The sequence below is a fragment of the Arthrobacter sp. Leaf234 genome (assembly GCF_001422665.1).
Classification (GTDB): domain Bacteria; phylum Actinomycetota; class Actinomycetes; order Actinomycetales; family Micrococcaceae; genus Arthrobacter_D.
Genome location: NZ_LMLU01000001.1, coordinates 1,325,042 through 1,348,881, shown reverse-complemented (window position 1 = coordinate 1,348,881; position 23,840 = coordinate 1,325,042). Strand labels below are relative to the sequence as shown.

The window sequence follows — 23,840 nt, the reverse complement described above, 5'->3', positions numbered from 1 at the left end:
CCTCGCCGCAGATTTCGTTAAGAACATGGCTTCGGATCTCTGGCTGTATCGGGCCCCCAATCCTCGGCCCATGAAGCCGGAACGTCGTCCTTGAATTGTCCGGTAGACAGTGCGTAGCATCACACTCACCAATTGACAACGTTGTCAGGACAGCTGACACGCGCAATGAAGGGCGTACCTAGACCATGAAGTCCGGAACCCGCAGCCAAACCCTCACAGCAGGTGTGATCGCCGCTCTTGCCGCATCGCTCCTGGCCGCCAGCGGCCCCGCTCTGGCCGAAGAAGCACCGATTGATCCTGCCAGCCAGCAGTACCGCCCGTTCATCCACTTCAGTCCCGAGAAGAACTGGATGAACGACCCGAACGGCATGGTCTACTACAAGGGCCAGTACCACCTGTTCTTCCAGCACAACCCCTACGGGACGACGTGGGGCAACATGAGCTGGGGGCACGCCACGTCCACGGATCTGCTGCAGTGGGAAGAACAGCCCCTGGCCATCCCGCAGACTGTCAATGCCGACGGGGTAGCGATCGAGGACATCTTCTCGGGCTCGATCGTCGTCGACGAAACGAATTCCTCGGGGTTCGGCACCGCAGAGAACCCGCCCCTACTCGCGATTTACACGAGTGCCTACACCGGTGCGCATCCCACCCTCGCCGGCCGGCAGGCCCAGTCCCTCGCCTACAGCATTGATGAGGGACAGACCTGGACAAAGTACGACGGGAACCCCGTTCTGGACCGAAGTTCGGCAAACTTCCGGGACCCCAAGGTGTTCCGCTACGACGGCCCTGCCGGATCGTACTGGGTAATGACAACCGTCGAGGCAACCGACCATAAGGTCGTCCTCTACAAGAGCGACAACCTGAAGGACTGGACCCACCTCAGCGACTTCGGCCCCGCCAACTCCACCGCAGGCATCTGGGAATGCCCCGACCTCTTCCCCATCGCGGTGGACGGCGACCCGAACAACATCAAATGGGTGATGATCGTCAACCTCAACCCGGGAGCTGTCGCGGGAGGAAGCGGCGGCCAGTACTTCGTCGGAGACTTCGACGGCACCACCTTCACCTCGGACACGACCGAACCCGTGGACTCCGTGCCCGAGGGCACGACACTGGCCGGTTTCAACGACGGAACGTACAACGGCTGGACGGTCAACAACGAACCCGGGAACTGGAAGAACGGCCCCTGGTCCGATACCCCCGCTTCCGGCGCGCTTCCTGGCCAGACCACGGTCTCCGGGCACACCGGGACAGGGCTGATCAACGGCTTCAACGACGGCGACTGGCCCGTCGGGACCATCCAATCCCCCACCTTCACCGTCGGAAGCCAGGACCACATCAACTTCCTGGTCGGCGGCGGCAACCACCCCCACGTCCCCGGCGGCCAGCTCGAAAACACCCCAGCACCCGGAACCCTCCTCTTCAACGGCTTCGAATACGCCCAAGGCACCCTGACCGATCAAGGGTGGATCATCGACGGAGACTTCGAAGCCGCCCGCAACCCCTCCACAGCCGGCGGCGAGAACTTCATCGGCACCGGCCGCATCAACACCTTTGAAGCCGGACCTGACGGTGACAACAACTCCGGGACACTAACATCTCCCGAGTTCACCATCGACAACACGAATCTGAGCTTCCTGATCGGCGGCGGACGACGTACCGATGGAACACTGCAGGCCGAACTCGTCATCGACGGCCAGGTCGTCCACACCGCTACCGGAGACAACTCCGGATCGCTCAACTGGCAGAACTGGGACGTCACCGCCTACACCGGCAAGCAAGCAACCCTGCGAATCGTCGACAATGCCTCCGGAGGATGGGGACACCTCACCTTCGACCACGTCGTCCTTGGCGAGGAACCCGCCCTCACCCGCAGCGATGAAACCTCCGTCAACCTCGTCGTAGACGGAGAAGTCGTCCGAACCGCAACCGGCAACAACAGCGAAACCCTGGACTGGAAGAGCTGGAACGTCAGCGAGTTCGAGGGACGAGAAGCCAGCATCACCGTCGTCGACAACAACCGCGGCGGCTGGGGCCACATCCTCGCCGACGAATTCATGCTCTCCGACGAACCGGCCGTATCCCGCCTGGAGGACTACGACTGGCTCGACTGGGGCAAGGACTACTACGCAGCCGTCTCCTTCAGCAACGTCCCCGACAACAAGAGGATCATGCTCGGCTGGATGAGCAACTGGGACTACGCCAATGACATCCCCACCACCACATGGCGCAGCTCCATGTCACTGCCCCGCGAAGTGAACCTGACCGAAACAGCAGACGGCCCCCGCCTGGTCCAGAAAGTCGTTGACCAGATCGACATCCTGCGCGAGGACGATGCCGCCTACACCACCGGACCCCGGACCATCGCCGAAGGCGCCGAGACCCTCCCCGTCTCAGGCGACGTCGTCCAGATCGATGCCGTCTTCAGTCCGGGCGACGCCGAAACGTTCGGCCTCAGCGTCCTCGGCGACGGAACCGAAGCCACGAAGATCGGCTACAACGCACAGACCAGCAGGCTCTTCGTGGATCGCACCAATTCCGGCAACGAAGGCTTCCACCCCGCGTTCTCCTCCATCGAGGACGCCCCCGTCCCGCTGAAAGACGGCCAGGTCGCCATGCGCGTCTACGTCGACCGGGCCTCCGTCGAAGTCTTCGCCAACGACGGGCTGACCACCATCACCGACCAGGTCTTCCCCAACGTCGGCGCCAACCAGATAGGCCTGTTCTCCTCCGGCGGCACAGCAACCCTCGAGGGCCTGACCGTGACCCCCCTGACACCCGCCATGTGGCACGGACCAGTACCGGAGAAGCCCGAGGACAACGCCTCCACGGCGCCTGGTAAAGCCAAACTGTCCATCGACCACGGCAAGGACAAAGGGCCCCACGACGGCAACTACACCGTCACCATGGACCTGAAGAGCGGGGAGAACGGCAGCAGCTTCACCCTGTACGAGAACGGCGAGCAGATCCACACCCAGAAGCTCGCATGGGCGACCCCGAAGCCCCAGAACGCCATCGTGGACATCACCAACCGGGCGCCGGGCAAGTACGTGTACACCGCAGTGCTCACCAACAGCAAGGGAGCAACGGAGACGACCAAGCAGACCGTCGTGGTGCAGAAGGCGAAGAAGTAGCTGCAAGGAGGAGGCGCCGCAGTCCTTCGAATCATCGGTAACACCACAGGCGAGAGCCGGTAGCCCACACACGGGCTACCGGCTCTCGCCTGTGAGCACGATAAAACGGCGTGAACCCAGACACCTGTCGTCGAGGTGTCTGGGTTCGGTCATGCACAGTACCGAGCGCATCCCACTCGCTCGGGCAGCCTGTCAGGTGCTGAGGCACCGGACAGAAGATCAATTGTCGGCGAATGTCAGTAGGACGCAGATCATCCCCGGAGCACCCGGAGCACCCATCGCACACATCGCACACATCGCACACATCGCACACATCGCACACATCGCACACATCGCACACATCGCACACATCGAGGAGCAGCGTGACACAACGTGACGGCACATCACGTGGGAAGATCCGTCTGTCGGCGCCGAAGCAATGCCGGGGGTGAGCGGGATCGACTACCTGCACTCGATGATGGGGAAGGAACTCCCTCCGCCGCCGATGAACCACGTGATGGGTGTGACGCTCGTCGAGGCGGCTCCCGGAACGGCTCCCTTCACCTGCCGCCGGACGAACCGCATGACAACCCGATCGGCACGGTTCACGGCGGACTGGTGTGCACTCTCCTCGACTCCGCTCTGGGTTGTGCTGTGCAGACGACTCTCCCAAAAGGAGTCGGCCACACGTCGATCGAGATCAGAGTGAACTATCTGCGGCCGGCCCGGTCCGATAGCGGTCAACTGACCTGTGTCGGGGTCGTGACGAAGCCGGGACAGCGGGTCGCCTTCGCTGATGGCACCGTCACTGACGCCAGTGGCGCGCTGGTGGCGACCGCCACAGGGTCCTTGCTCATCCTCCCCCTCGGTTGACAGGGGGAATCGGTCGACATTGCCGTCCCTGTTCGCCATCTCGACGGCGCCAACGCGGAGAGCATGCCGCGGCTAGACCATGCCGGTGGTGCCGAGGAGGGCGCCGACGAGGTAGGTGAACGCCATCGCCAGTGCGCCGCCGAGGACGAGGCGGAGCATGGCACGCCGCCGGGAGCTCCCGCCGACGTGGGCGCTGACAGCCCCGGTGATGGTCAGCGCCACCAGGACCGCGACGAAGGTCAGTGGTATGCGGACCTCCTTCGGCAGAAGGAGGATCGCGAGCAGCGGTAGGACGGCACCAGCCGCGAACGCTGCAGCGGAAGCTAACGCTGCATGCCAGGGGTTGACGACCTCGAGTTCGTCGATGTTCAGTTCGGCTGAGAGGTGGGCGGCCAGGACGTCATGACCCGTCAGTTCGACAGCAACCTGCCGGGCCGTGGCGGGCGTGAGGCCTTTGGCCTCGTACAATCCGGCCAGCTCGTCGAGCTCACCGTCGGGATCCTCCCGCAGCTCCTGCCTCTCCTTCTCGATCAGGGCTTCCTGGCTGTCCTTCTGGCTACTGACCGATACGTACTCGCCGAGGGCCATCGAGACGGAGCCGCCCACCACCGCGGCGGTGCCGGCGACCAGGATCGGCGCGAGGATGTTCGTCACGCCGGCGACTCCGATCACCGTGGCCGCTGTGGACACGATCCCGTCGTTAGCTCCCAGCACGGCAGCCCGCAGCCAGTTCAACCGTGCCGCAACACCACTGTCATGGGGCTCTACCAGACCCTGTTCATCTGTCATGGAAGCAGTCAACACCCGACGTCCGGATCCAGCCACGCAGGAACGGCTCACCTAGGACCGGCACCGCAGCCGGCGTGCCTTGACCCTCCGGAACGGGCTGTCGGGCAGTCATGCCCCAGAAGGTTTCGCCGGCAGTTCTACCCGCGCACACCACTCCGTCCATGGCTGAAGTGTCCACTTCCTCATCAGGCAGGTCGACGCTGCCGAGAGTTGACGGGCGCAGCGATAGGTTCCGCCGTCTGAAGTGGTCGTCATCCGTGGGGGTATCAGCCCCGCGTGTGTGGTGGCGGAACGGGTCACCTTCACCGAGGGGGGGGGTGAAGGTGACCCGTTCCTCCTTCGCACGCGTCAGGCGAAGGTGGCGGCGTCGATGACGAAGCGGTAGCGGACGTCAGAGTTCAGCACACGCTCGTAGGCGTCATTGATCCCGTCGGCACCGATGAGCTCCGTCTCGGGGTGGATGCCGTGCTCAGCGCAGAAGTCGAGCATCTCCTGCGTCTCGCGGATTCCGCCGATCATCGAACCTGCCCAGCTGCGGCGGCCCGGGATCAGGGCGAACGCGGGGACACCGAGGGGCTCGGAAGGAGCGCCCACGTTCACGAGGGTCCCGTCCACCTTGAGGAGGCCGAGGTAGGCACCCATGTCCACCTTCGCCGAGACCGTATTGATGATCAGGTCGAACGAGTTGGCGAGCTCCGTGAAGGTCTCCGGCTCCTTCGTGGCGTAGTGGGCCTTCGCGCCGAACCGCAGGGAGTCCTCTTTCTTTGAGGTCGTCTGCGAGAGCACCGTGACCTCGGCGCCGAGGGCAGCGGCGATCTTCACGCCCATGTGGCCGAGACCGCCGAGGCCCACGATGGCCACCTTCGTGTCCGGGCCTGCCTTCCAGTGGTGCAGCGGCGAATAAAGGGTGATCCCGGCGCAGAGCAGCGGGGCCACCTTCTCGAAGTCGAGGCTCTCGGGGACGCGGAGCACGAAGTCCTCGGTGACGACGACGGCCTGCGAGTAGCCGCCCTGGGTGATGGTGCCGTCGGCGGGATCGACGCCGCCGTACGTCTGGATGTTGCCCTTGCTGCAGTACTGCTCGTCACCGCGGACGCAGTATTCGCACTCACCGCAGGAGTTGACCATGCAGCCCACGCCGACGCGGTCGCCGACCTCGTGTTTGGTGACCTCGGAGCCGATCTCACTCACGGTGCCGACGATCTCATGGCCGACGACCTGGGGGTACTGGATGTCGCCCCACTCGCCGCGCACGGTGTGGATGTCGGAATGGCAGACGCCGGAGTAGGCGATGTCGATCAGGACGTCCTTGGGGCCGACGTCGCGGCGCTCGATGGTGGTCCTGATCAGTGGTTCGGTGGCGGACGGTGCCGCGACGGCGTTGACGGTGCGCATGATTCTCCTTGAAAAGGGCGGGGTGTGGGCAGGCTGTGGGCGTACAGATGAGGCATCAGTGCGTCTTCACGACAGCTGGCGTGTTGGTGTCGGTCGATGGTGACCGCGGCCTCGAGGTACACAGGACGCGGGGTGGACCCTGGTGACGCCGGGTGACCGCCAGCGCATCGTCTGAGGCCCCACGATCGGCACCTCTTCGACAGTGCCTGATCAGCGATCCCTACGTAGTAGCCGATCTGTTCGTCGTAGCGGATTCGTCGGCGGTCGATGCTCGACAGTCGATCTTACCGAATCCAGCGCTACTGATTGCGCGCGCCGCCATCGTCGAGTGGCTTGAGACGCTCAACGGCACGCCACAAGCATGCAGGACGAGGTGAGCGGGAGCTGCTTCGGAGTCCGCTGGCCGAACGGCCCGTGCTCACCGAGGGCGTTCAGGCCCGCCAGCAGGTTCTTGACCTGCGACAGGCACTCCTTCCTCACGGCCGCACCCTCCTGGATCCGGTCGGCACGGCTCATCGAGGACAAGACCCCTGATCCTGCTTCTTCGCGTCCAGCGGCTGCCGGCCCCGGTGCCTCCAGCCGGCCGGCACGGCACACGGGTCGACGCCGGAGGAGGACCGCGCCGGAACTTCTCACGATGCACCTGCGCCGCGGATAGGTGATCGTCACGAGTCGTTCACGCAGCGCGCTAAGACCTGAAACGCGGCCTCACTAGCCTCGGGGAAACGCTCGAACACCATCCCTGGAGGACTCCGTGAGCATCGACGAGGCAGCATCCCCCACCCTTGCCCCACCACCATCGGGCGTCACCGCGCTGACCCATCGCCCCGGCCGCTGGATCGACGGCTGGGATGCCGAGGACACCGCGCAGTGGAACGGCGTCGGCAGGTCCATCGCGAGACGCAACCTGCAGTGGTCCATCGCCTGCGAGTTCCTCGGTTTCGTGGTCTGGCAGCTCTGGTCCATCGTCGTCGTCTACCTGCCGGCGGCGGGCTTCACCTTCACGACGTCGCAGATCTTCTGGCTGATCTCCATGCCGTCCCTCGTCGGTGCGACGCTGCGCATCCCTTACACCTTCATGGTGCCGAGATTCGGCGGACGCAACTGGACCATCATCTCGGCCCTGCTCCTGCTCATCCCGGCCGTCGGACTGGCCCTGTGCGTCTCGAACCCGGAGACGCCGTTCGGCGTGATGCTCGCCGTCGCCGCCCTCGCCGGTCTCGGTGGCGGCAACTTCGCCAGTTCGATGGCGAACATCACCTTCTTCTACCCTGCCCGCGAGAAGGGCTGGGCGCTCGGGCTGAATGCCGCGGGCGGCAACCTCGGTGCCGCCGTCGCGCAGTTCGTGGTCCCCGTCGTGATCGGCCTCGGAGCGGCCTTCTCCCTGGGCATCCCCCTCGCCGGGTGGGTCTGGGTCCCGCTGATCCTGGTCGCCGCGTTCGGCGCCTGGAAGTACATGGACAACCTGTCGAGCGCCAGGAGCGACCTCGCCGGATCCCTCGCGGCGGTCCGCGAGCCACACCTCTGGATCATGGCGCTCCTCTACATCGGGACGTTCGGCTCGTTCATCGGCTTCGCGGGCGTCTTCCCGAAGCTGATCGCCGATTCCTTCCCGGCCTTCAGGACCATCGACATGATGGGGATCAGCCTCACCCTGGCCTTCCTGGGCCCGCTGGTCGGCTCGCTCGCCCGCCCGTTCGGGGGGCGTCTCGCGGACCGCTTCGGCGGTGCGATCATCACGGTGTGCGCCTTCGCCGTGATGGCGGCCATTGCCCTCACCGTGGTCTGGACGCTGCCCCTGGGCAACTTCTGGCTCTTCCTCGGCCTCTTCCTGGTCCTCTTCACGGCGGCCGGCGCCGGCAACGGTGCCACGTACCGGATGATCCCGATCATCTTCGCCCGGCGCGGCGCAGCGGGACAGGCAGGGGAGGTCCGTGAGTCGGTCAGTACCGCCCGAAAGTCAGCCGCGGCCCTCGGCCTCATCTCCGCCGTCGGTGCCTACGGCGGCTTCCTGATCCCCCAGGTGCTCAACGCGTCGAACAGTGCGACCGGCAGCTATGACAACGCCTTCTACGGCTTCGTGGCCGGCTACGTCCTGATGCTCGCCGTCACCTGGTTCTTCTACCTCCGCCGCTCGTCCACGGTCGGCAAGGTCTGATTCGTGCTGACCCAGGTGGGAACCGAGACGCACTGCCCCTACTGCGCACTCCAGTGCGCCATGACGGTCACGGCGGGCTCCCGGAGCGTCCGCGGGGACACCGGACGGCACGACGACGCCACGATCGCGGGCCGCGACTTCCCCACCAACCGCGGCGGGCTCTGCCGGAAGGGCTGGTCGGCCGCCGACCTCCTCCGCCACCCGGACCGGCTCACCGCTCCCCTGCTGCGTGGACCGGACGGCGTGCTCCGGGAATCGACGTGGGACACCGTGCTCCCCCTCATCTCCCGACGCGTCCGGAGCATCCAGGCCGAGCACGGTCAGGATGCCGTCGCGGTCTTCGGCGGCGGCGGGCTCACCAACGAGAAGGCGTACACCCTCGGCAAGTTCGCGCGGCTGGCCCTGCACACCTCGAGGATCGACTACAACGGCCGGTTCTGCATGTCCTCCGCGGCAGCCGCCGGGAACCGTGCCTTCGGCGTCGACCGCGGCCTGCCGTTCCCCCTGGCCGACCTCGACGACGCGTCGGTGGTGCTGCTGCTCGGATCCAATGCGGCGGACACCATGCCGCCCTTCATCCAGCACCTCCGCGGCGCACAGGCGGCGGGCGGACTGATCGTCGTCGACCCCCGCCGGTCCGCCACCGCACGCCTGACCGGACAGGGGCAGGGCCTCCACCTCCAGCCCACCCCGGGGACGGACCTCGCCCTCCTGCTCGGACTCGCGCACGTCGTCGTCGCCGAGGGTCTCGAGGACCGCGCCTTCCTCGCGTCCCGGACGCGGGGGTACGGGGACGTCACCCGGGAAGTGGCGCGCTGGTGGCCCGAGCGCGTCCAGGCCGTCACCGGCGTCCCGGCCCCGCTGATCCGCGCGACGGCGAGGCTCCTCGCCCGCGGCGCCCGCAGCGGGACGGCCGGCGGACCCGGTGCGTACATCCTCACGGGGCGCGGCATCGAGCAGCACGCCGACGGCACGGACACCACCACGGCCGCGATCAACCTGGCTCTGCTCCTCGGCCTGCCCGGCACCGCGGGAAACGGGTACGGCACCCTGACGGGCCAGGGCAACGGGCAGGGCGGCCGCGAGCACGGACAGAAGGCGGACCAGTTGCCGGGCTACCGCAGGATCACCGACCCTGTAGCCCGCGCGCACGTGGCATCCGTGTGGGGCGTACCCGAGGACACCATCCCCGGACCGGGACTTCCGGCGGTCGAACTGCTCGCCTCGCTGGGGCGACCCGACGCCACGCGCTGCCTCTTCGTCCACGGAGCCAACGTGGCGGTCTCGGCACCCGACGCCTCCGCGGTCATCGCGGGCCTGGAGTCCCTGGACCTGCTGGTCGTCTCGGACTTCTTCCTCTCCGAGACCGCTGCCCTCGCCGACATCGTGCTCCCGGTGCTGCAGTGGGCCGAGGAGGAGGGCACCGTGACGAACCTCGAAGGACGCGTCCTCCGCCGCCGCGCCGCCGTCACGCCGCCGGCCGGCGCCCGGAGCGAGCTGTGGATCCTGCAGGAACTCGCGCGCCTGCTGGAGGCCCCCTCGGTGTTCAGCGAGGACCCGGAGACCATGTTCGACGAGCTGGCGCGCGCGAGTGCCGGCGGCCCTGCCGACTACTCCGGCCTCGACTACGCCGTGCTCGACGGCGGCTCCCCCGCCTACTGGCCCTATCCGACCGGCAGCACCGGCACGCCCCGGCTCTTCCTCGACACCTTCGCCCACTCCGACGGCCGGGCCGTCCTCGTCCCCGTCACCCCGCGCGCCGACAGTGCGGCGGCCCGCATCCCGGCGCCCCTGCTCCTCGCGACGGGCCGCCTGCTCGAGCACTACCAGTCGGGTACGCAGACGCGCCGCGTGCCCGAGCTGCTCGCCGCCCGGCCAGGGCCCCGCCTGGACCTGCACCCCGCCACGGCGCAGGGGCTCGGGATCGGCCAGGGAGACCCCGTCCTCGTCACCAGCACGCACGGGGAGGCGCAGGCCACCGCCCACCTGACCCCGGACATCCGCCAGGACACGGTGTTCCTCGCCTTCCACTTCGCCGGCGCCGGGAGCGCGAACCTCCTGACGGGCGGGCCGACCGACCCGGTCTCGGGCATGCCGGAGTTCAAGACGACGCCGGTACGGGTGACCCGCCTCCTCGCGCGCGCCCAGGGGGACGATCAGGTACAGGAGGTCTACGCATGACGGCCATGGGCGGATCCGCTGCCGAGCGCATCGTGATCGTGGGCTTCGGGCCCGTCGCCGCACGCCTTCTCGAACACCTCGAACCGCTCGTCGCTGCGGGCGCCGTCGCGGTGACCGTGATCGGCCAGGAGCCGGAGGCTGCATACAACCGCGTCCTGGTCGCGGATGTCGCCGTCGGCCGCACCCGGGAGGGGGCCATCCGGCTCGCGGACGCCGCGGCACTGGCCACCCTCGGCATCGACGTCCGGCTCGGTGCGCGCGTCACCCGGGTGGACCGGCCGTTCCGGCGCGTGCTGCTCGACGACGGTGGGAGCGTCGACTACGACCGCCTGGTCCTCGCGACCGGCTCGCGCCCCGTCCTCCCCCGGCTCGCCGGGATCGACGACGCTCTGCTGCCTGCCGGTGTCAGCTTCCTCCGGGATCTCGCCGACGCGCGGGCGCTCTCCTCGGCCATGGCCGCGGACCGGCGCATCGTGGTGCTCGGCGGCGGGATCCTCGGCATCGAGGCCGCCCTCGCCGCCGCCGAGGAGGGAGCACGCGTCACGCTCGTCCACTCCGGCCGCGCTCCGCTGGAACGCCATCTCGGCGACGGCGCCCGCGTCCTCGGAGCGGCGCTCGCCCGGACCGGTATCACCGTGACGGGCGGTGCCTCGACAGGGATCACCCTGACGGACGGGCGTTTCTCGGGCCTCACCCTCGAGGGCGGCCTGCAGGTCGAGGGCGGGGCGCTGGTGATCGCCTGCGGTGTCCGTCCGCGGACCGAGCTCGCGGATGGCTGCGACCTCAACACCGCCGCCGGCATCCTCGTGGACCACGACCTCCGCGCGCTCGACACCGGGGACATCTGGGCCATCGGCGACTGCGCCGAAGTGCGCTGCTGGGATCCCTCCTGCGCGGGATGCTCCGGAACCACCGTGCCGCAGGGGCTGATCGGGCCGGGCTGGCAGCAGGCGGACCAGCTCGGGGCGGCCTTCACCGCCGAGCTCACCGGCGCCCTCCCGTCCGCCGCCGCCGGGCCGCCCGATCGGCGGGACCCCCTCCTGCTCCTCAAGGCCCGCGGTGTCGACGCCGTGACCGCCGGGGAGACCGACGCCGATCCCTGGTCCACGGAGCCCGGCCTCGACGTCGCCGTATGGACCGACCCGGGCCACGGCCGCTACGCGAAGATGGTGACGCGCGACGGCGTCCTCGCGGGACTGGTCTGCGTGGGCATGCCGCGGACCGGCGCCGAACTGGTGCTGCTCTTCGAGCGGGGCAGCGAACTGCCGGCCGACCGCTCGAGCCTCCTGCGCCTCGACGGTGTGGAGGGAGGGGCACCGGCCCTCCGTCCGGGACCGGAGGCGACGCTGTGCCGGTGCGCCGGCATCACGCGGGGCACGGTGGAGGCCTCCGTCCGCGCGGGCTGCACGACGGTACAGGAGGTGTCCGCGGGGACGCGTGCCGGCACCGGGTGCGGAGGCTGCCACGAGGACATCCGGTCGGCGATCGAGCAGCATTACGCGGCGGCAGTGGCCCCGTGAGCGGGCAACGGGTGCTCAGACGTGCAGCCGGTACCCGCGCTTGACCACCGTCTCGACGAGGTGCGGGTCGGGCAGCGACTTCCGCAGGCGGTTCACGTTCATGTCCAGTGCGTGCCCGGCCCCGGTGTGCGCGAGCAGGGAAGTGAGCGCGTCCCGGCTCAGCACCGCGCCGCGGGCGGAGAGCAGCGCCTTGAACAGCACCAGCTGCGCGGGGGCGAGGTCCACCTCGACGTCGTCGACCCGCACGGACCGGCCGCGCACCTCCACGTATCCGGCGCGCGTGCGGAGCTGCTCCACGTGGTGTTCCGCGAGGTGGTCGCACACGAGGCGGATCAGCGCGCCCATACGGAAGCGCTCGGGGACGATCGGCTCGATCCCCGCATCGACCAGGGGCTGCGCGGTGACCGGGCCCACGGCGGCGGCGAGGACGCTCCGCCGGAAACGCTGGATCAGTTCCTCCTGCAGCCCCTGTTCCGCAGCGGTGCTGAACAGCGCGTCGACGGCCGGTGCACTCGTGAACGTCACGCAGTCCAGCCGGCCCGCACACACGGCCTCGATGAGGCGGGGCAACCGCTCGGATCCCTCGGGCTTGATCCACCGGTAGGGCGTCACGGTGAGGAGGGCGGCGCCGGCTGACCGCAGGCGTTCCAGCTGATGCGCATCCGCGTAGGCGTGCAGCTGCACGCCGATCGTCAGCCCGGCGAGGTCCTGCTCCAGCAGCTCGTCCACGAGCGTCGCCGTGGTCTCGTCGGAACTGATGCCGACGTCGTCGAGCCCTGCGGCGCGCACCGCACCCCGCGCCTTCGGGCCGCGGACGTAGATCCGGCCGCTCCCGAGCACGTCCAGGAGATCGTCACCGAGGCCCGCGGCGTCCGCGGCCTCGAACCACCGGCGCATGCCGTACGCCGTCGTGATGAGGAAGAGATCGGGCCGGGCCTCGACGATGGCGGCCGTGTCGGCGAGCAGGTCGACGTCCTCGGCGATGGGCGCGATCTTCAGCGCGGGGGCGTGGAACACGGAGGCCCCACGCCGTTCCAGGGCGTCGATGAGGTCGCCGGAGCGCCGGTCGGACGTGACCCCGATCCGGAACCCGGCGAGCTGTCCGCCGGACGTGTCGATGCGGAGGGTCTCGGTCATGAGGCCAGCGATTCCGTGAGGCGGGCCAGGTGCGCCGCTCCGCCCTGCAGCTCCAGACCCACGCGCACCACCTCACCGATCACGAGCACCGCCGGCGACTGGCAGCGCGCGGCACCCGCCGCGGTCACGATCGTGGCGAGCGTCCCCGCCGTCGTCCGCTGCGACGCGCTGTAGCCGCGCTCGACGACGGCGACCGGCATGTCCGGCCGCATCCCCGCGCGGCCGAGGCCCGCGACCAGCTGGGGCAGCGTCGAGACGCCCATGAGGACCACGATGGTCCCGCCGAGCCCGGCGAGGTGCAGGTGCTCCTCCTCGGAGAGGGGCGCGTGGCCCGAGACCACCGTGAACAGGTGGCTGACGCCCCGGTGCGTGACCGGGATGCCCGCCGCGGCCGGCACCGAGATCGCGGAGCTGACGCCGGGGACCACCCGGCACGGGACGCGTGCCTCCAGGCAGGCAGCGAGCTCCTCGCTGCCGCGCCCGAAGACGAACGGGTCCCCGCCCTTCAGCCGCACCACGTGCCGCCCCTCCAGCGCGTGCCGGACGAGCAGGTCGTTGATGCCGGACTGCGGGACGCGGTGGTGCCCCGGCAGCTTGCCGACGTCGATCAGCTCCGCGGCCGGGGCGAGGACGGCGAGGTCCTCGGTGGGTGCCAGCCTGTCGTACAGCACGACGTCGGCCTCGCGGAGGGCGGCCGCGGCGTCGAGCGTGAGCAGGCCGAGCGCTCCCGGACCGCCGCCGATCAGCGTCACGTGGCCGGGCCCCCCGGCTGCGGCCTCCTCCCGGACGACCAGGACACCGGCGTGCCGGCAGCGTTCCCGCAGATCCCCGGCGACGTCGGTCCGGTCCGGTCCCGCCGGCCCCGATCCGGCAGCCACGGACGGAACGTCCGCGGCCGAAGGCGTGCATCCGCCCCCGGCCGCGCCCTCGACGAGGACGACGAGGCGCGCGCCCGCCAACGCGCCCCGATGGAGCGCCGCCACACCGCCCACGCGCTCGACGTCGGCCCCGGCAGCGCGATACCGCGCCAGGACCCGGCGCGAGGCCTGCTCGGTACCGACGACCACGACGCGTTGCCCGGCCAGATCGACGTCGAGCTGCATGGTCAGCCTTCCGTTCGTGGCATGGGGCCGGCCCCGGCGCGTACGGGGATCGCGGAGCCGAGATCGGTCCGCCGCGCCCGGGCCTCGAGTTCCGCCTCCGTGGCCGGGCGTCGCTGGCCGCGTTCCTCGACGAGGACGATCGACTGGTCCGCGGCGTCCGGCGCGTTGACGAAGGACCGGAAACGGCGGAGCCGGTCCTGGTCCCTGAGCGTCGCGGCCCACTCGTCCTCGTAGTGCTCCACGTGCCGGGCCATGGCCGCCTCCAGGTCCTCGCCGATACCGAGGGAATCCTCGACGACGACGCTGCGCACATGGTCGAGACCACCGTCGAGGTCGTCCATCCAGCGGGCGGTGCGCTGCATCCGGTCCGCCGTCCGGATGTAGTACATGAGGTAGCGGTCGATGTACCGGATCAGGGTCTCCCCGTCGAGGTCCTGGGCGAGGAGCTGTGCGTGGGCCGGCTGGAACCCCCCGTTGCCGCCCACGTAGAGGTTCCAGCCCTGGTCCGTAGCGATCACGCCGACGTCCTTGCTGCGGGCCTCGGCGCATTCTCGGGCGCACCCCGAGACGCCCATCTTGAACTTGTGCGGCGCGCGCAGCCCGCGGTACCGCAGTTCGAGGTCGATCGCCATGGCCACCGAGTCCTGGACGCCGAACCGGCACCAGGTGGACCCGACGCAGGACTTCACGTTCCGCAGCGCCTTGCCGTACGCCTGGCCGGACTCGAACCCGGCCTCGACGAGGATCTTCCAGATGTCCGGCAGCTGCTCGAGCCGCGCGCCGAAGAGGTCGATGCGCAGCGCGCCCGTCAGCTTCACGTACAGGCCGAACTGCTCCGCGACCTGCGCGATCACCGCGAGTTTCTGCGGGGTGATCTCACCTCCCGGGATGCGCGGCACCACGGAGTAGGTGCCGTTGCGCTGCATGTTCGCCAGCGCCCGGTCGTTGGTGTCCTGCAGCGTGCCGCGGCCGCCGTCGAGCACGTACTCGCCACGCTGGGTCGCGAGGATGGACCCGATGGCCGGCTTGCAGATGTCGCAGCCGTGACCGGCCCTCGCCTCGTCGGTGGTGCCGAAACGCCGGATGATGTCGGTGAAGGAGCTGAGGTCGAGCGCCTGGATGGCCTCGAACAGCTCGGGCCGGGACATCCCGAAGTGCTCGCACAGCCCCCGGGAGACCGTCCGCCCGGCCTTCGTGAGTTCACCGTCGAGGAGCTTCTTGAGCATCGGGACGCAGGAGCCGCACTGCGTCCCCGCCCGCGAGCAGGCCTTGAGTGACGGCAGGTCGAGGGCGGGTTCCACCGCCGAGCCGTCCTCCGCCGTCCCATGGACCGCCGAACGGCAGGCCCCCGCCGTCACGTTGTTGCAGGAGCAGAGCACGACGTCGTCCGGCAGCTCGGACTGCGGCGCCTCGCTGCCGCCCGCGGAGGAGAGGTACGCGCCGGGTTCGGCGGGGAGTTCGCGTCCGAGGAGCGGTCGCAGCGCCGAGTAGGGGGCCGCGTCGCCCACGAAGATCCCGCCGAGCAGGGTCTTCGCATCGTCGGTGACCACGAGCTTCTGGTAGAGCCCGCGTGCGGGATCTGCGTAGACGATCTCGAGGCTGCCCTCGGTGTCGGCGAGCGCATCCCCGAAACTCGCCACCTCCACGCCGGAGAGTTTGAGCTTGGTCGCCGTGTCGAAGCCCGCGAAGCTCGAGACCCCGCCGAGGATCCCGTCGGCGCAGACCTCGGCCATGGCGTTCGCCGGCGCCACCAGCCCCATGCTGACGCCACCGTAGCTGGCCACCTCGCCGATCGCCCAAACGCCCGGCACCGACGTCTCGCAGGAGGCGCTGATGACCACGCCGCCGCGCGGTGCAGTGGCCAGGCCCGCATCGCGGGCCAGCTCGTCCCGGGGGCGGATACCGACGGCGAAGACCACCAGATCCGCGGGGAGCACCGCCCCGTCGCTGAGGCCCACGGCCGTGACCCGGCCGTCGTCGTCCCTGTCGATCGAGGTCGGAGCCCCGCCGCAGTGGAGGCCGAGCCCCTTGGCGGCGATGAGGCGGCCGAGGGCCTGGCCGCCGCCCTGGTCGAGCTGTGCGTTCATGAGCCAGCCGGCGCGGTTCACCACCGTGGCGTCGGCGCCGAGGACCTGCAGCCCGCCCGCGGCCTCGAGCCCGAGGAGCCCGCCGCCCACCACGACGGCGCGCGGCGGCCGCCCGAGGTCCTCCGCGAGTCTCGCCGTCTCAGTCCGCAGCCACTGCACGTCGTCGAGCGTGCGGTAGACGGCAGCGTGCTCGCCGTTGGGCACCGGCAACCGCACGGCATCGGAGCCTGTGGCGAGGACGGCGTCGTCGTACGCGTAGACCGTCCCGGACGCGCCGATGACACAGCGTGCCGCCGTGTCGAGCCGCACGGCGCGCTCACCCGTGACGAGGCGGATGGTGGGTTCGCGCCACATGAGGGGTTCACCGAGGGTGAGATCGACGTCGCCCGTGAGCGCCGAACTCAGCGCCACGCGATCGTAGGGCGCGTGCTCCTCCTCGGTCAGGACGGTGATGTGCAGTCCGTCCGTGCCGCGCCGCCAGAGCGCCTCGACGAAGCGGTGGGCCGCCGGGCCGCCACCGACGACGACGATGCGGCGCTCCGCTCCTTGCGGGGAGTCCCCGGCGGGCCGTGGTGATCGCGTCTCGCTCATGGGTGCCTTCCGTCCGGACCTGGTGTCCCGTTCCTTGGCTCCCACAGTACGAACGGGCAATTTCTCCCGTGTGTCACCGATGTGTCGCAACGTTAACTTCCGGCTCACGCGGCAGCCCGACCGCGGTGAGCCCGAAGTTACCCGCGCGCAACAGCGGCGGGACGCACCCGACACGCGCGGTGCCTAGCGTGGGATGCAGCCCTACCTCTGCCCGACCTCTGCCCGACAGGAGAACCGACATGACCGAACTCGTCCTGCAGCGTGCCGTGGACGCGGGAACCACGGAGCCCACCTGGCGTCCGGTGTGCCGCCTCGACGACCTCGAGGAGTGCTGGGGCGAGGCCGCCCTCGTGGACGGCGAGCAGATCGCCCTGTTCCGGCTGCCCGGCGACAGGCTCCACGCCGTCGGCAACATCGACCCCCGGACCCGCGCGGCGGTGATGGCCCGCGGGATCGTGGGGTCCAGGGGCGCAGCACCCACCATCGCCTCTCCGCTGCACAAGGAGGTGTACGACCTCGCGACCGGCGCCTGCCTCTCGGGCGGCGAGGGCCTCCTGACCTATCCCGTCCGGAGCGTGGACGGCGTCGTCCAGGTCGGCCGCGCTGCGTGATGCCGGGCCGGATGCTTGAATGTCACCCATGATCCTCGACGCCGCCGGTCCGCCGGTCCTCATCGCCTGCTCGCACGGGACGGACAACGCGCAGGGACGCCGCGAGATCGATGCCGTCCGCGCCGGCATCTCCGCCCTCCGACCGGACCTCGACGTCGTCGAGGCCTATGTGGACGTGCAGGAGCCCGACCTCGTGGACGTCATCGCCGCGCTCCCCGAGGGGCGGTCCGCCGTCATCGTCCCCCTGCTCCTCTCGGTCGGCTACCACGTGAAGGTGGACATCGCGCGGGCGGCCGCCCGCAGGCCGGGAACGGTCTCCGCCCTGCCGCTGGGCCCGGACCCTCGCCTGGCCCGGGTCCTGCAGGAGCGGCTCGCCGACGCGGGGGTGCCCGACGATGCCGCCGTGGTCCTCGCTGCCGCCGGATCCTCGGATGCCTGCGCGGCGGAGGACGTGGGCGAGGTGCTCGCGGTCCTCGCCGGCCTCCGGACCGGGCCGGTGAGCGCCGGTTTCGGGTCGAAGGCCTCGCCGTCCGTGCCGGCGGCGGTCGCCGCGTTCCGATCGGCCGGGCAGGAACGGGTGGCGCTCGCCTCCTACCTCCTGGCTCCCGGATACTTCCACGACCAGCTGGCCCGGGCACAGGCCGACGTCGTCACCGCTCCCCTGCTGCCGAGCCCCCTCCTCGCCGAGCTCGCGGTGGCGCGGTACGACGACGCCGTCGCGCTCATCCCCGGTCCGGCCCGCGCGACGACGCCCTGTCCACGTCCCTGCCGCGCGCTGGTCCCGACCTGCGTGCGCAGCGCAGCGCTGCAGACCGCCTGACACCCCGGCGCCGATCTTCGCTCCCCGGGCACGGGCGTGTCCGAGGAATCAGCGCCGGCATCAGCCACGCCACCCCGCCCTCCTTCCCGCGCCGGCCCCCACCTGACACAGTGTTGGGATGAACCTCGACATCGCCGCATTCCGTGCGCACTTCCCCGCCCTGCTCACCGGCATCGCCTTCTTCGACGGGCCGGGCGGAACGCAGGCCCCCGCAGCCGTGGGAGCGGCGATGGCCGGGGCCATCACCGGGCCGCTGTCCAACCGCGGCTCCGGCGTGCTCTCGGAGACCAACGCAGACGCAGCGGTCGGCGGATTCCGGCAGGCGATGGCCGACCTGCTCGGCGCCCATCCCCGCGGCGTCGTCTACGGGCGGAGCGCCACGCAGCTCGCCTACGACTTCTCCCGCCACCTCGCCAAGTCCTGGGGGCCCGGTGACGAGGTCGTCGTGTCGCGCCTGGACCATGACTCGAACATTCGCCCCTGGCTGCAGGCCGCCGAGGCGGTCGGCGCCACCGTACGGTGGATCGAGTTCGATCCGGGGACCACGGAGATCGACGAAGCGTCCGTCGCAGCCGCGATCACCGGGCGTACCAGGCTCGTGGCCGTCACCGCCGCGTCGAACCTCCTCGGCACCAAACCGCCGCTGCCCCGCATCGCGGATGCCGCGCACGCGGTCGGCGCCCTGGTCTATGTCGACGGCGTGCACTACACCGCTCATGCCGCGGTCGATGTGCAGGAGCTGGGAGCCGACTTCTTCGCCTGTTCGCCCTACAAGTTCCTCGGGCCGCACTGCGGGGTCCTGGTGGCCGACCCGGAACTGCTGGGGTCGCTGCGGCCGGACAAGCTGCTGCCCTCCACGAACGAGGTGCCCGAGCGGTTCGAGTTCGGCACCCTCCCGTACGAGATCATGGCCGGGGTCACGGCCACCGTCGATTTCCTCGCCGCGATCGCGCCGGGCACGGCGACCGGGCGCCGCGCGCGCCTCCTCGCCTCCGCCCAGGTACTCGACGCGCACGAACTCACGCTGCGGCACCGCCTGGAGGCAGGGCTGGCCGAGCTCGGCGAGGCCGTCACGCTGCACAGCCGGGCACGGGAGCGGACACCGACGCTGCTGGTGACATTCCCGGGGCGGTCCTCCGCCGACGCCTACCGATATCTCGCGGATCGCGACGTCCTCGCGCCGGCAGGGTCCTTCTACGCTTACGAGGCCTTTTGCCGGCTGGATCTCGAGGACAGCGCCGCGCTGCGCATCGGCGTGGCTCCCTACAACGACGACGACGACGTCGACCGCCTCCTGGCCGGGCTCGGCGCCTTCGTCGCTCAGTAGCCTCAAATGCCGCAGGTGCCGCGGCGGCCCAGGCCGGTCATCCCTTCCCGTGACCATCGAAGGATCCGACCATCGTGAAGCGTCCACTCCCCCTTACAGCCCTGTCCCTGACCGCCCTGATCACCCTCTCCGCCTGCGGTTCCTCCTCCGGCGGAACCATGGAGGGGATGGACATGGCCCAGGAGAGTTCCGCCGCCCCCACCGCCGGGTCCGGCGCCGGGGCTTCGTCGGGTGCCCCTGACGAGGCCTCGACCGAGCACAACGACGCGGACGTCCTGTTCGCGCAGATGATGATCCCGCATCACCGGCAGGCAGTGGAGATGAGCGGGATGATCCTCGCCAAGGACGGCCTCGAGCCGCAGGTCACCGGGCTGGCGACCACGATCAGGAACGCCCAGGACCCCGAGATCGAAACGATGACGGGTTGGCTCGGGGCCTGGGGSGAGCCGTTGGAATCCGAGGACGGCATGAAAGGCCACGACATGGGTGACATGGGTGGCTCGGGAACCATGAACGGCATGATGAGCGAGGACCGGATGGCCGAGCTCGCTTCGGCTGACGGTCCCGACGCGTCACGCCTCTTCCTCGAGTCCATGACGGCCCATCACGAGGGCGCGATCGGGATGGCGCAGGACCAGCTCGACGACGGCCGGTACCCCGAGGCTCTCGAACTCGCAGCGACCATCGTGGAGACCCAGCAGGCCGAGATCGACGCGATGGAGCAGGTGCTCGCCGCCCTGTAGTCCGCTGGGCGGCGCCGGCCGTGGCGAGGGCGACGGCTGCCGTGGCCTGGCCCGCAGCAGCACCGACCCTGTCCTGGGTCGCCGGTACGCCGGCCGACTCGGGACGGAGGGCAGCAGGTCGGTCCATCCCGGGCAGCAGATGTGCGTTCGCCCCTCCGTGCCCGCCTGCGCACGGGTGGTGCGGCGCTGCTAGGCGACCGGTTCGAGGGACAGGCGCTCCTGCACCGTCGCGGCGAGGTCCTCCGCGATGCGCTGCGCGGTGTCCGTGTCCGCGGCCTCGACCATGACACGCACCACCGGCTCCGTGCCGGAGGGTCGCAGCAGGACGCGTCCCGTCTCCCCCAGCACCGCTTCGGCCTCGCGCACCGCGTCCTGGACGCCCTCGTCGGAGCCGGCCGCCGTCCGGTCCACGCCCCTGACGTTGATAAGCACCTGCGGGAGCTTGGTCATGACGGCGGCGAGTTCCTTGAGCGTCTTGCCCGTACCGGCCATCCGCGCCGCGAGCTGGAGGCCCGTGAGGACGCCGTCGCCCGTCGTCGCATACTCGGCGAAGATCACGTGGCCGGACTGTTCACCGCCGAGGCTGTAGCCGCCGTCGCGCATCCCCTCGAGGACGTAACGGTCCCCGACGCCGGTCTCCTTCAGGGTGATGCCGGCCTCGCGCAGCGCGATCTTGAGGCCCAGGTTGCTCATGACCGTGGCGACGAGGGTGTCGTCGCGGAGCTTCCCGGCGTCCCGCATGGCCAGCGCCATGACGGCCATGATCTCGTCGCCGTCCACGATGCTCCCCTCGTGGTCGACCGCGAGACAGCGGTCGGCGTCGCCGTCGTGGGCGATCCCGAGGTCTGCGCCGTGCTCGAGGACGGCGGCCTGCAGCTTCTCGAGGTGGGTGGAGCCGTAGCCGTCGTTGATGTTCACGCCGTCGGGATCCGCGCCGATGACCACGATCTCGGCGCCCGCGTTGCGGAACACCTCGGGCGAGCAGCCGCTCGCAGCACCGTGGGCACAGTCCAGCACCACGGTCAGTCCGTCGAGGCGGTGCGGGAGGGTCTGGAGGAGGTGCACCACGTAGCGGTCCTCGGCGTCGGCGAACCGCTGGATGCGTCCTACGTCGCCGGCGACGGGACGACGGTTCTCGTTGGCCATCTCCGCCTCGATGGCGTCCTCGAGCGCGTCACTGAGCTTCTTGCCGCCACGGGCCAGGAACTTGATGCCGTTGTCCGGCGCGGGATTGTGCGAAGCGGAGATCATGACGCCGAAATCGGCGTCCAGGTCCGCGACGAGGAACGCGGCTGCCGGTGTGGGGAGGACCCCGGCGTCGTACACGTCGACCCCGGAACTCGCGAGGCCGGCCTCGACGGCGGCCGCGATGAATTCACCGCTGATGCGGGGGTCACGCGCGATCACCGCGGTGGGCCGGCGACCGCCGTCGACCACGTTGTGCCCGAGGACGACCGCGGCGGCCTGTGCCAGCTGCAGGGACAGTTCGGCGGTGATCAGGCCATTGGCCAGACCTCGCACGCCATCGGTGCCGAATAACTTGCTCATCGTTGATCATCCTAAGTGAGGAACTCGAGACCGCTCAGGTGGGCCTCCATCAGGTTAAAGCACGATGCCCGCCCGGAAGGCCCGGACGGGCATCGAAATGCGGTGAAAAAATCAGCGCTTGGAGTACTGGGGCGCCTTGCGGGCCTTCTTGAGACCGGCCTTCTTGCGCTCGATGACGCGGGCGTCACGAGTCAGGAAGCCTGCCTTCTTGAGGGCGGGGCGGTTGTTCTCGCGGTCGATCTCGTTCAGCGTGCGAGCGACACCGAGACGCAGCGCACCGGCCTGGCCCGAGGGGCCGCCACCGTGGATGCGGGCGATGACGTCGTACGCGCCGTCGAGCTCGAGGAGCTTGAAGGGATCGTTGACTTCCTGCTGGTGCAGCTTGTTCGGGAAGTAGTCGGCGAGCTCGCGCCCGTTGACGATCCACTTGCCCGTGCCGGGGACGAGGCGCACGCGGGCGACTGCTTCCTTGCGGCGTCCGACGGCTCCGCCGCCGACGGTCAGGGCGGGGCGCTCCTTGACGGCGGTCTCGCTGCCTTCGGTGGACTCTGAGGTGTAGCTCGTGAGCTCCTCAGTCGGTTCGTTCAGCTCTTCAGTGTTCTGAGCCACGGTTCTCCTTGAAGTGATTTCTTAGTGTTGGTGGCCAGGACTACTGGGCGACCTGGGTGATTTCGTACGTGGTGGGCTGCTGCGCAGCGTGGGGGTGCTCCGCGCCGCGGTAGACCTTCAGCTTGCCGATCTGCTGAGCGGCGAGCGAGTTCTTGGGAAGCATGCCGCGGATGGCCTTCTCGACCGCGCGCTCCGGGTTCTTGTCCAGGAGCTCGACGTAGCTGGTCGACTTCAGGCCGCCCGGGTAACCCGAGTGGCGGTAGGCGCGCTTCTGCTCGAGCTTGGAGCCGGTGAGGGCCACCTTCTCGGCATTGATGATGATGACGAAGTCGCCCATGTCCATGTGGGGGGCGAACGTCGCCTTGTGCTTTCCGCGCAGCAGGATGGCTGTCTGGCTGGCGAGGCGGCCGAGCACAACGTCGGTTGCATCGATTACGTGCCACTGGCGGGAGATATCGCCTGGCTTCGGGGTGTACGTACGCACGGTTATGGCCTTCGTTTCTATTTCGGTGTCGCCCACATCCACGGAGTGCTCCGTGCCCGAGGGCTCAGCTTATTCATGCGCTACCGGAACTTCAGGTGAGGGCTGAAATACGACCAGTCATCCCGTAAAACTCGGCTCCGCCCCCGGGCCAGGTGGTTCTGCAACTGAACCGCTCCGGTGGGCGCAGACGTATCGAGCAGGGATACGCACAACGACTACCAAGATTAGCGTGCCCCGCTCCCATAGGCAAAACAGCGGGTGCGTCTGCCCTACCCGGGAGCCCTAGAAGGCGGGAGGCGGTGGGCTTCACAGCCGCGCGCGGCTGCGAGGAGCCGGACGACGATGCTTGGGCAGCGCGAGCGCAGGTTCTGCTCAGGAGCAGTGCAGCTTTGCGAGCGTTCACTCAGGATCAGGGCAGATCCGGTTCCTGCCGGCATCGCGTTGCTACTTTTCTGGCAGTGCTGGCGCTGGGCCAGCCGCACCGTCCCCCTCAGGAGTCTCATAATGTTCGATCACGTCGCCGCATTCTTCGCCACCTTCGTCGCAGCTGCACGTCACCGTCTCAGCAGCGAGCAGACGGGCGCCACGGCCGTCGAGTACGCCCTGATGGTCGGGCTCATTGCTGTTGTCCTTATCGGCGGCCTCACCGTTTTCGGGCCGCAGCTCAGCGGCTTCTTCCAGGGGCTCGGTGCGCAGCTGAACATCGCGCCCGCAGCACCCGCCGCGCCGTAGCGGAACAGAAGTGGTG

Annotated in this window: 19 protein-coding genes; 10 read left to right on the top strand and 9 right to left on the bottom strand. The window is 69.5% G+C overall.

The window, feature by feature from the left end; all coding sequences use genetic code 11:
- Window positions 1-185: 185 nt before the first annotated feature.
- Together ASF21_RS06340 and ASF21_RS17475 are read left to right on the top strand one after the other, a co-directional pair.
- Window positions 186-3,137 carry a GH32 C-terminal domain-containing protein gene (locus ASF21_RS06340; RefSeq protein ID WP_082471274.1) on the top strand — a complete coding sequence of 984 codons (2,952 nt, stop codon included), beginning with the start codon at window positions 186-188 and terminating at the stop codon, window positions 3,135-3,137.
- 372 nt (window positions 3,138-3,509) lie between these two features.
- Entirely contained in the window at window positions 3,510-3,989 is a 480-nt protein-coding gene (locus ASF21_RS17475) for a PaaI family thioesterase (RefSeq protein WP_321166884.1), read from the top strand.
- A 72-nt stretch (window positions 3,990-4,061) separates the two neighbouring features.
- On the opposite strand, the gene ASF21_RS06330 is transcribed toward ASF21_RS17475, so the two are convergent.
- The 3 genes from ASF21_RS06330 to ASF21_RS06320 all read right to left on the bottom strand — a co-directional run bounded on the left by ASF21_RS06330 (window position 4,062) and on the right by ASF21_RS06320 (window position 6,689).
- On the bottom strand, window positions 4,062-4,778 hold the full coding sequence (locus ASF21_RS06330) for a VIT family protein (protein WP_055768189.1): 717 nt from the start codon (window positions 4,776-4,778) through the stop codon (window positions 4,062-4,064).
- A gap of 348 nt (window positions 4,779-5,126) precedes the next feature.
- Window positions 5,127-6,173, bottom strand: coding sequence for an NAD(P)-dependent alcohol dehydrogenase (locus ASF21_RS06325; RefSeq protein WP_055768186.1), 1,047 nt, complete (start codon window positions 6,171-6,173; stop codon window positions 5,127-5,129).
- A gap of 342 nt (window positions 6,174-6,515) precedes the next feature.
- Window positions 6,516-6,689, bottom strand: a complete 174-nt coding sequence (locus ASF21_RS06320) for a hypothetical protein (protein WP_157365756.1) — start codon at window positions 6,687-6,689, stop codon at window positions 6,516-6,518.
- Between the two features lie 238 nt (window positions 6,690-6,927).
- Between ASF21_RS06320 and ASF21_RS06315 the strand changes: the two genes are divergently transcribed.
- From ASF21_RS06315 to ASF21_RS06305, 3 genes are read left to right on the top strand one after another with little or no spacing between them, the layout of a single operon-like run.
- Window positions 6,928-8,331 (top strand): MFS transporter, encoded by a 1,404-nt coding sequence (locus ASF21_RS06315; RefSeq protein WP_055768180.1) that lies wholly within the window; start codon window positions 6,928-6,930, stop codon window positions 8,329-8,331.
- A gap of 3 nt (window positions 8,332-8,334) precedes the next feature.
- Window positions 8,335-10,512: a molybdopterin oxidoreductase family protein gene (locus ASF21_RS06310; protein WP_414826603.1), complete on the top strand. Its 2,178-nt coding sequence runs from the start codon at window positions 8,335-8,337 to the stop codon at window positions 10,510-10,512.
- Window positions 10,509-12,032 (top strand): FAD-dependent oxidoreductase, encoded by a 1,524-nt coding sequence (locus ASF21_RS06305; protein WP_082471272.1) that lies wholly within the window; start codon window positions 10,509-10,511, stop codon window positions 12,030-12,032. The genes ASF21_RS06310 and ASF21_RS06305 overlap by 4 nt, the downstream gene beginning before the upstream one ends.
- Before the next feature lie 15 nt (window positions 12,033-12,047).
- Here the strand turns inward: ASF21_RS06305 and ASF21_RS06300 are convergent, their stop codons facing one another.
- The 3 genes from ASF21_RS06300 to nirB are packed head-to-tail and all read right to left on the bottom strand — an operon-like array spanning window position 12,048 to window position 16,950.
- A complete protein-coding gene (locus ASF21_RS06300) occupies window positions 12,048-13,169 on the bottom strand; it encodes a uroporphyrinogen-III synthase (protein ID WP_055768177.1) in 1,122 nt (373 codons plus the stop codon).
- Window positions 13,166-14,272, bottom strand: coding sequence for a uroporphyrinogen-III C-methyltransferase (gene cobA, locus ASF21_RS06295; protein ID WP_055768174.1), 1,107 nt, complete (start codon window positions 14,270-14,272; stop codon window positions 13,166-13,168). Before cobA ends, ASF21_RS06300 begins: the two co-directional genes overlap by 4 nt.
- A gap of 2 nt (window positions 14,273-14,274) precedes the next feature.
- Window positions 14,275-16,950 (bottom strand): nitrite reductase large subunit NirB, encoded by a 2,676-nt coding sequence (gene nirB, locus ASF21_RS06290; RefSeq protein ID WP_055768173.1) that lies wholly within the window; start codon window positions 16,948-16,950, stop codon window positions 14,275-14,277.
- A 239-nt stretch (window positions 16,951-17,189) separates the two neighbouring features.
- Between nirB and nirD the strand changes: the two genes are divergently transcribed.
- From nirD to ASF21_RS06270, 4 genes are all read left to right on the top strand, one after another.
- On the top strand, window positions 17,190-17,561 hold the full coding sequence (nirD, locus tag ASF21_RS06285) for a nitrite reductase small subunit NirD (RefSeq protein WP_055768170.1): 372 nt from the start codon (window positions 17,190-17,192) through the stop codon (window positions 17,559-17,561).
- 28 nt (window positions 17,562-17,589) lie between these two features.
- Window positions 17,590-18,381, top strand: a complete 792-nt coding sequence (locus ASF21_RS06280; protein WP_157365755.1) for a sirohydrochlorin chelatase — start codon at window positions 17,590-17,592, stop codon at window positions 18,379-18,381.
- Window positions 18,382-18,499: 118 nt separating this feature from the next.
- Complete coding sequence (locus ASF21_RS06275; RefSeq protein ID WP_055768163.1) at window positions 18,500-19,708, top strand: cysteine desulfurase-like protein; 1,209 nt, start codon at window positions 18,500-18,502, stop codon at window positions 19,706-19,708.
- A 74-nt stretch (window positions 19,709-19,782) separates the two neighbouring features.
- Window positions 19,783-20,451: a DUF305 domain-containing protein gene (locus ASF21_RS06270; RefSeq protein ID WP_055768161.1), complete on the top strand. Its 669-nt coding sequence runs from the start codon at window positions 19,783-19,785 to the stop codon at window positions 20,449-20,451.
- 189 nt (window positions 20,452-20,640) lie between these two features.
- Here ASF21_RS06270 and glmM read toward each other — a convergent pair whose 3' ends face one another.
- The 3 genes from glmM to rplM form a co-directional block, all read right to left on the bottom strand.
- On the bottom strand, window positions 20,641-21,999 hold the full coding sequence (glmM, locus tag ASF21_RS06265; protein ID WP_055768158.1) for a phosphoglucosamine mutase: 1,359 nt from the start codon (window positions 21,997-21,999) through the stop codon (window positions 20,641-20,643).
- Window positions 22,000-22,110: 111 nt separating this feature from the next.
- The gene (gene rpsI, locus ASF21_RS06260; RefSeq protein ID WP_055768155.1) at window positions 22,111-22,608 is read right to left on the bottom strand and encodes a 30S ribosomal protein S9; all 498 of its coding nucleotides are present in this window, start codon (window positions 22,606-22,608) and stop codon (window positions 22,111-22,113) included.
- 40 nt (window positions 22,609-22,648) lie between these two features.
- Entirely contained in the window at window positions 22,649-23,092 is a 444-nt protein-coding gene (gene rplM, locus ASF21_RS06255; protein ID WP_055768152.1) for a 50S ribosomal protein L13, read from the bottom strand.
- Window positions 23,093-23,596: 504 nt separating this feature from the next.
- Here rplM and ASF21_RS06250 point away from each other — a divergent pair.
- Window positions 23,597-23,824 (top strand): Flp family type IVb pilin, encoded by a 228-nt coding sequence (locus ASF21_RS06250; protein WP_055768148.1) that lies wholly within the window; start codon window positions 23,597-23,599, stop codon window positions 23,822-23,824.
- Window positions 23,825-23,840: the final 16 nt, after the last annotated feature.

Excerpts from the sequence above, each read along its gene's own strand:
- ASF21_RS06280 (WP_157365755.1), top strand. The coding sequence starts at position 17,590 with ATGATCCTCGACGCCGCCGGTCCGCCGGTCCTCATCGCCTGCTCGCAC.
- ASF21_RS06325 (WP_055768186.1), bottom strand. The coding sequence starts at position 6,173 with ATGCGCACCGTCAACGCCGTCGCGGCACCGTCCGCCACCGAACCACTG.
- ASF21_RS06250 (WP_055768148.1), top strand. The coding sequence starts at position 23,597 with ATGTTCGATCACGTCGCCGCATTCTTCGCCACCTTCGTCGCAGCTGCA.
- ASF21_RS06320 (WP_157365756.1), bottom strand. The coding sequence starts at position 6,689 with ATGAGCCGTGCCGACCGGATCCAGGAGGGTGCGGCCGTGAGGAAGGAG.
- nirB (WP_055768173.1), bottom strand. The coding sequence starts at position 16,950 with ATGAGCGAGACGCGATCACCACGGCCCGCCGGGGACTCCCCGCAAGGA.
- glmM (WP_055768158.1), bottom strand. The coding sequence starts at position 21,999 with ATGAGCAAGTTATTCGGCACCGATGGCGTGCGAGGTCTGGCCAATGGC.
- nirD (WP_055768170.1), top strand. The coding sequence starts at position 17,190 with ATGACCGAACTCGTCCTGCAGCGTGCCGTGGACGCGGGAACCACGGAG.
- ASF21_RS06305 (WP_082471272.1), top strand. The coding sequence starts at position 10,509 with ATGACGGCCATGGGCGGATCCGCTGCCGAGCGCATCGTGATCGTGGGC.
- ASF21_RS06330 (WP_055768189.1), bottom strand. The coding sequence starts at position 4,778 with ATGACAGATGAACAGGGTCTGGTAGAGCCCCATGACAGTGGTGTTGCG.
- ASF21_RS06300 (WP_055768177.1), bottom strand. The coding sequence starts at position 13,169 with ATGACCGAGACCCTCCGCATCGACACGTCCGGCGGACAGCTCGCCGGG.
- ASF21_RS06340 (WP_082471274.1), top strand. The coding sequence starts at position 186 with ATGAAGTCCGGAACCCGCAGCCAAACCCTCACAGCAGGTGTGATCGCC.
- cobA (WP_055768174.1), bottom strand. The coding sequence starts at position 14,272 with ATGCAGCTCGACGTCGATCTGGCCGGGCAACGCGTCGTGGTCGTCGGT.
- ASF21_RS06275 (WP_055768163.1), top strand. The coding sequence starts at position 18,500 with ATGAACCTCGACATCGCCGCATTCCGTGCGCACTTCCCCGCCCTGCTC.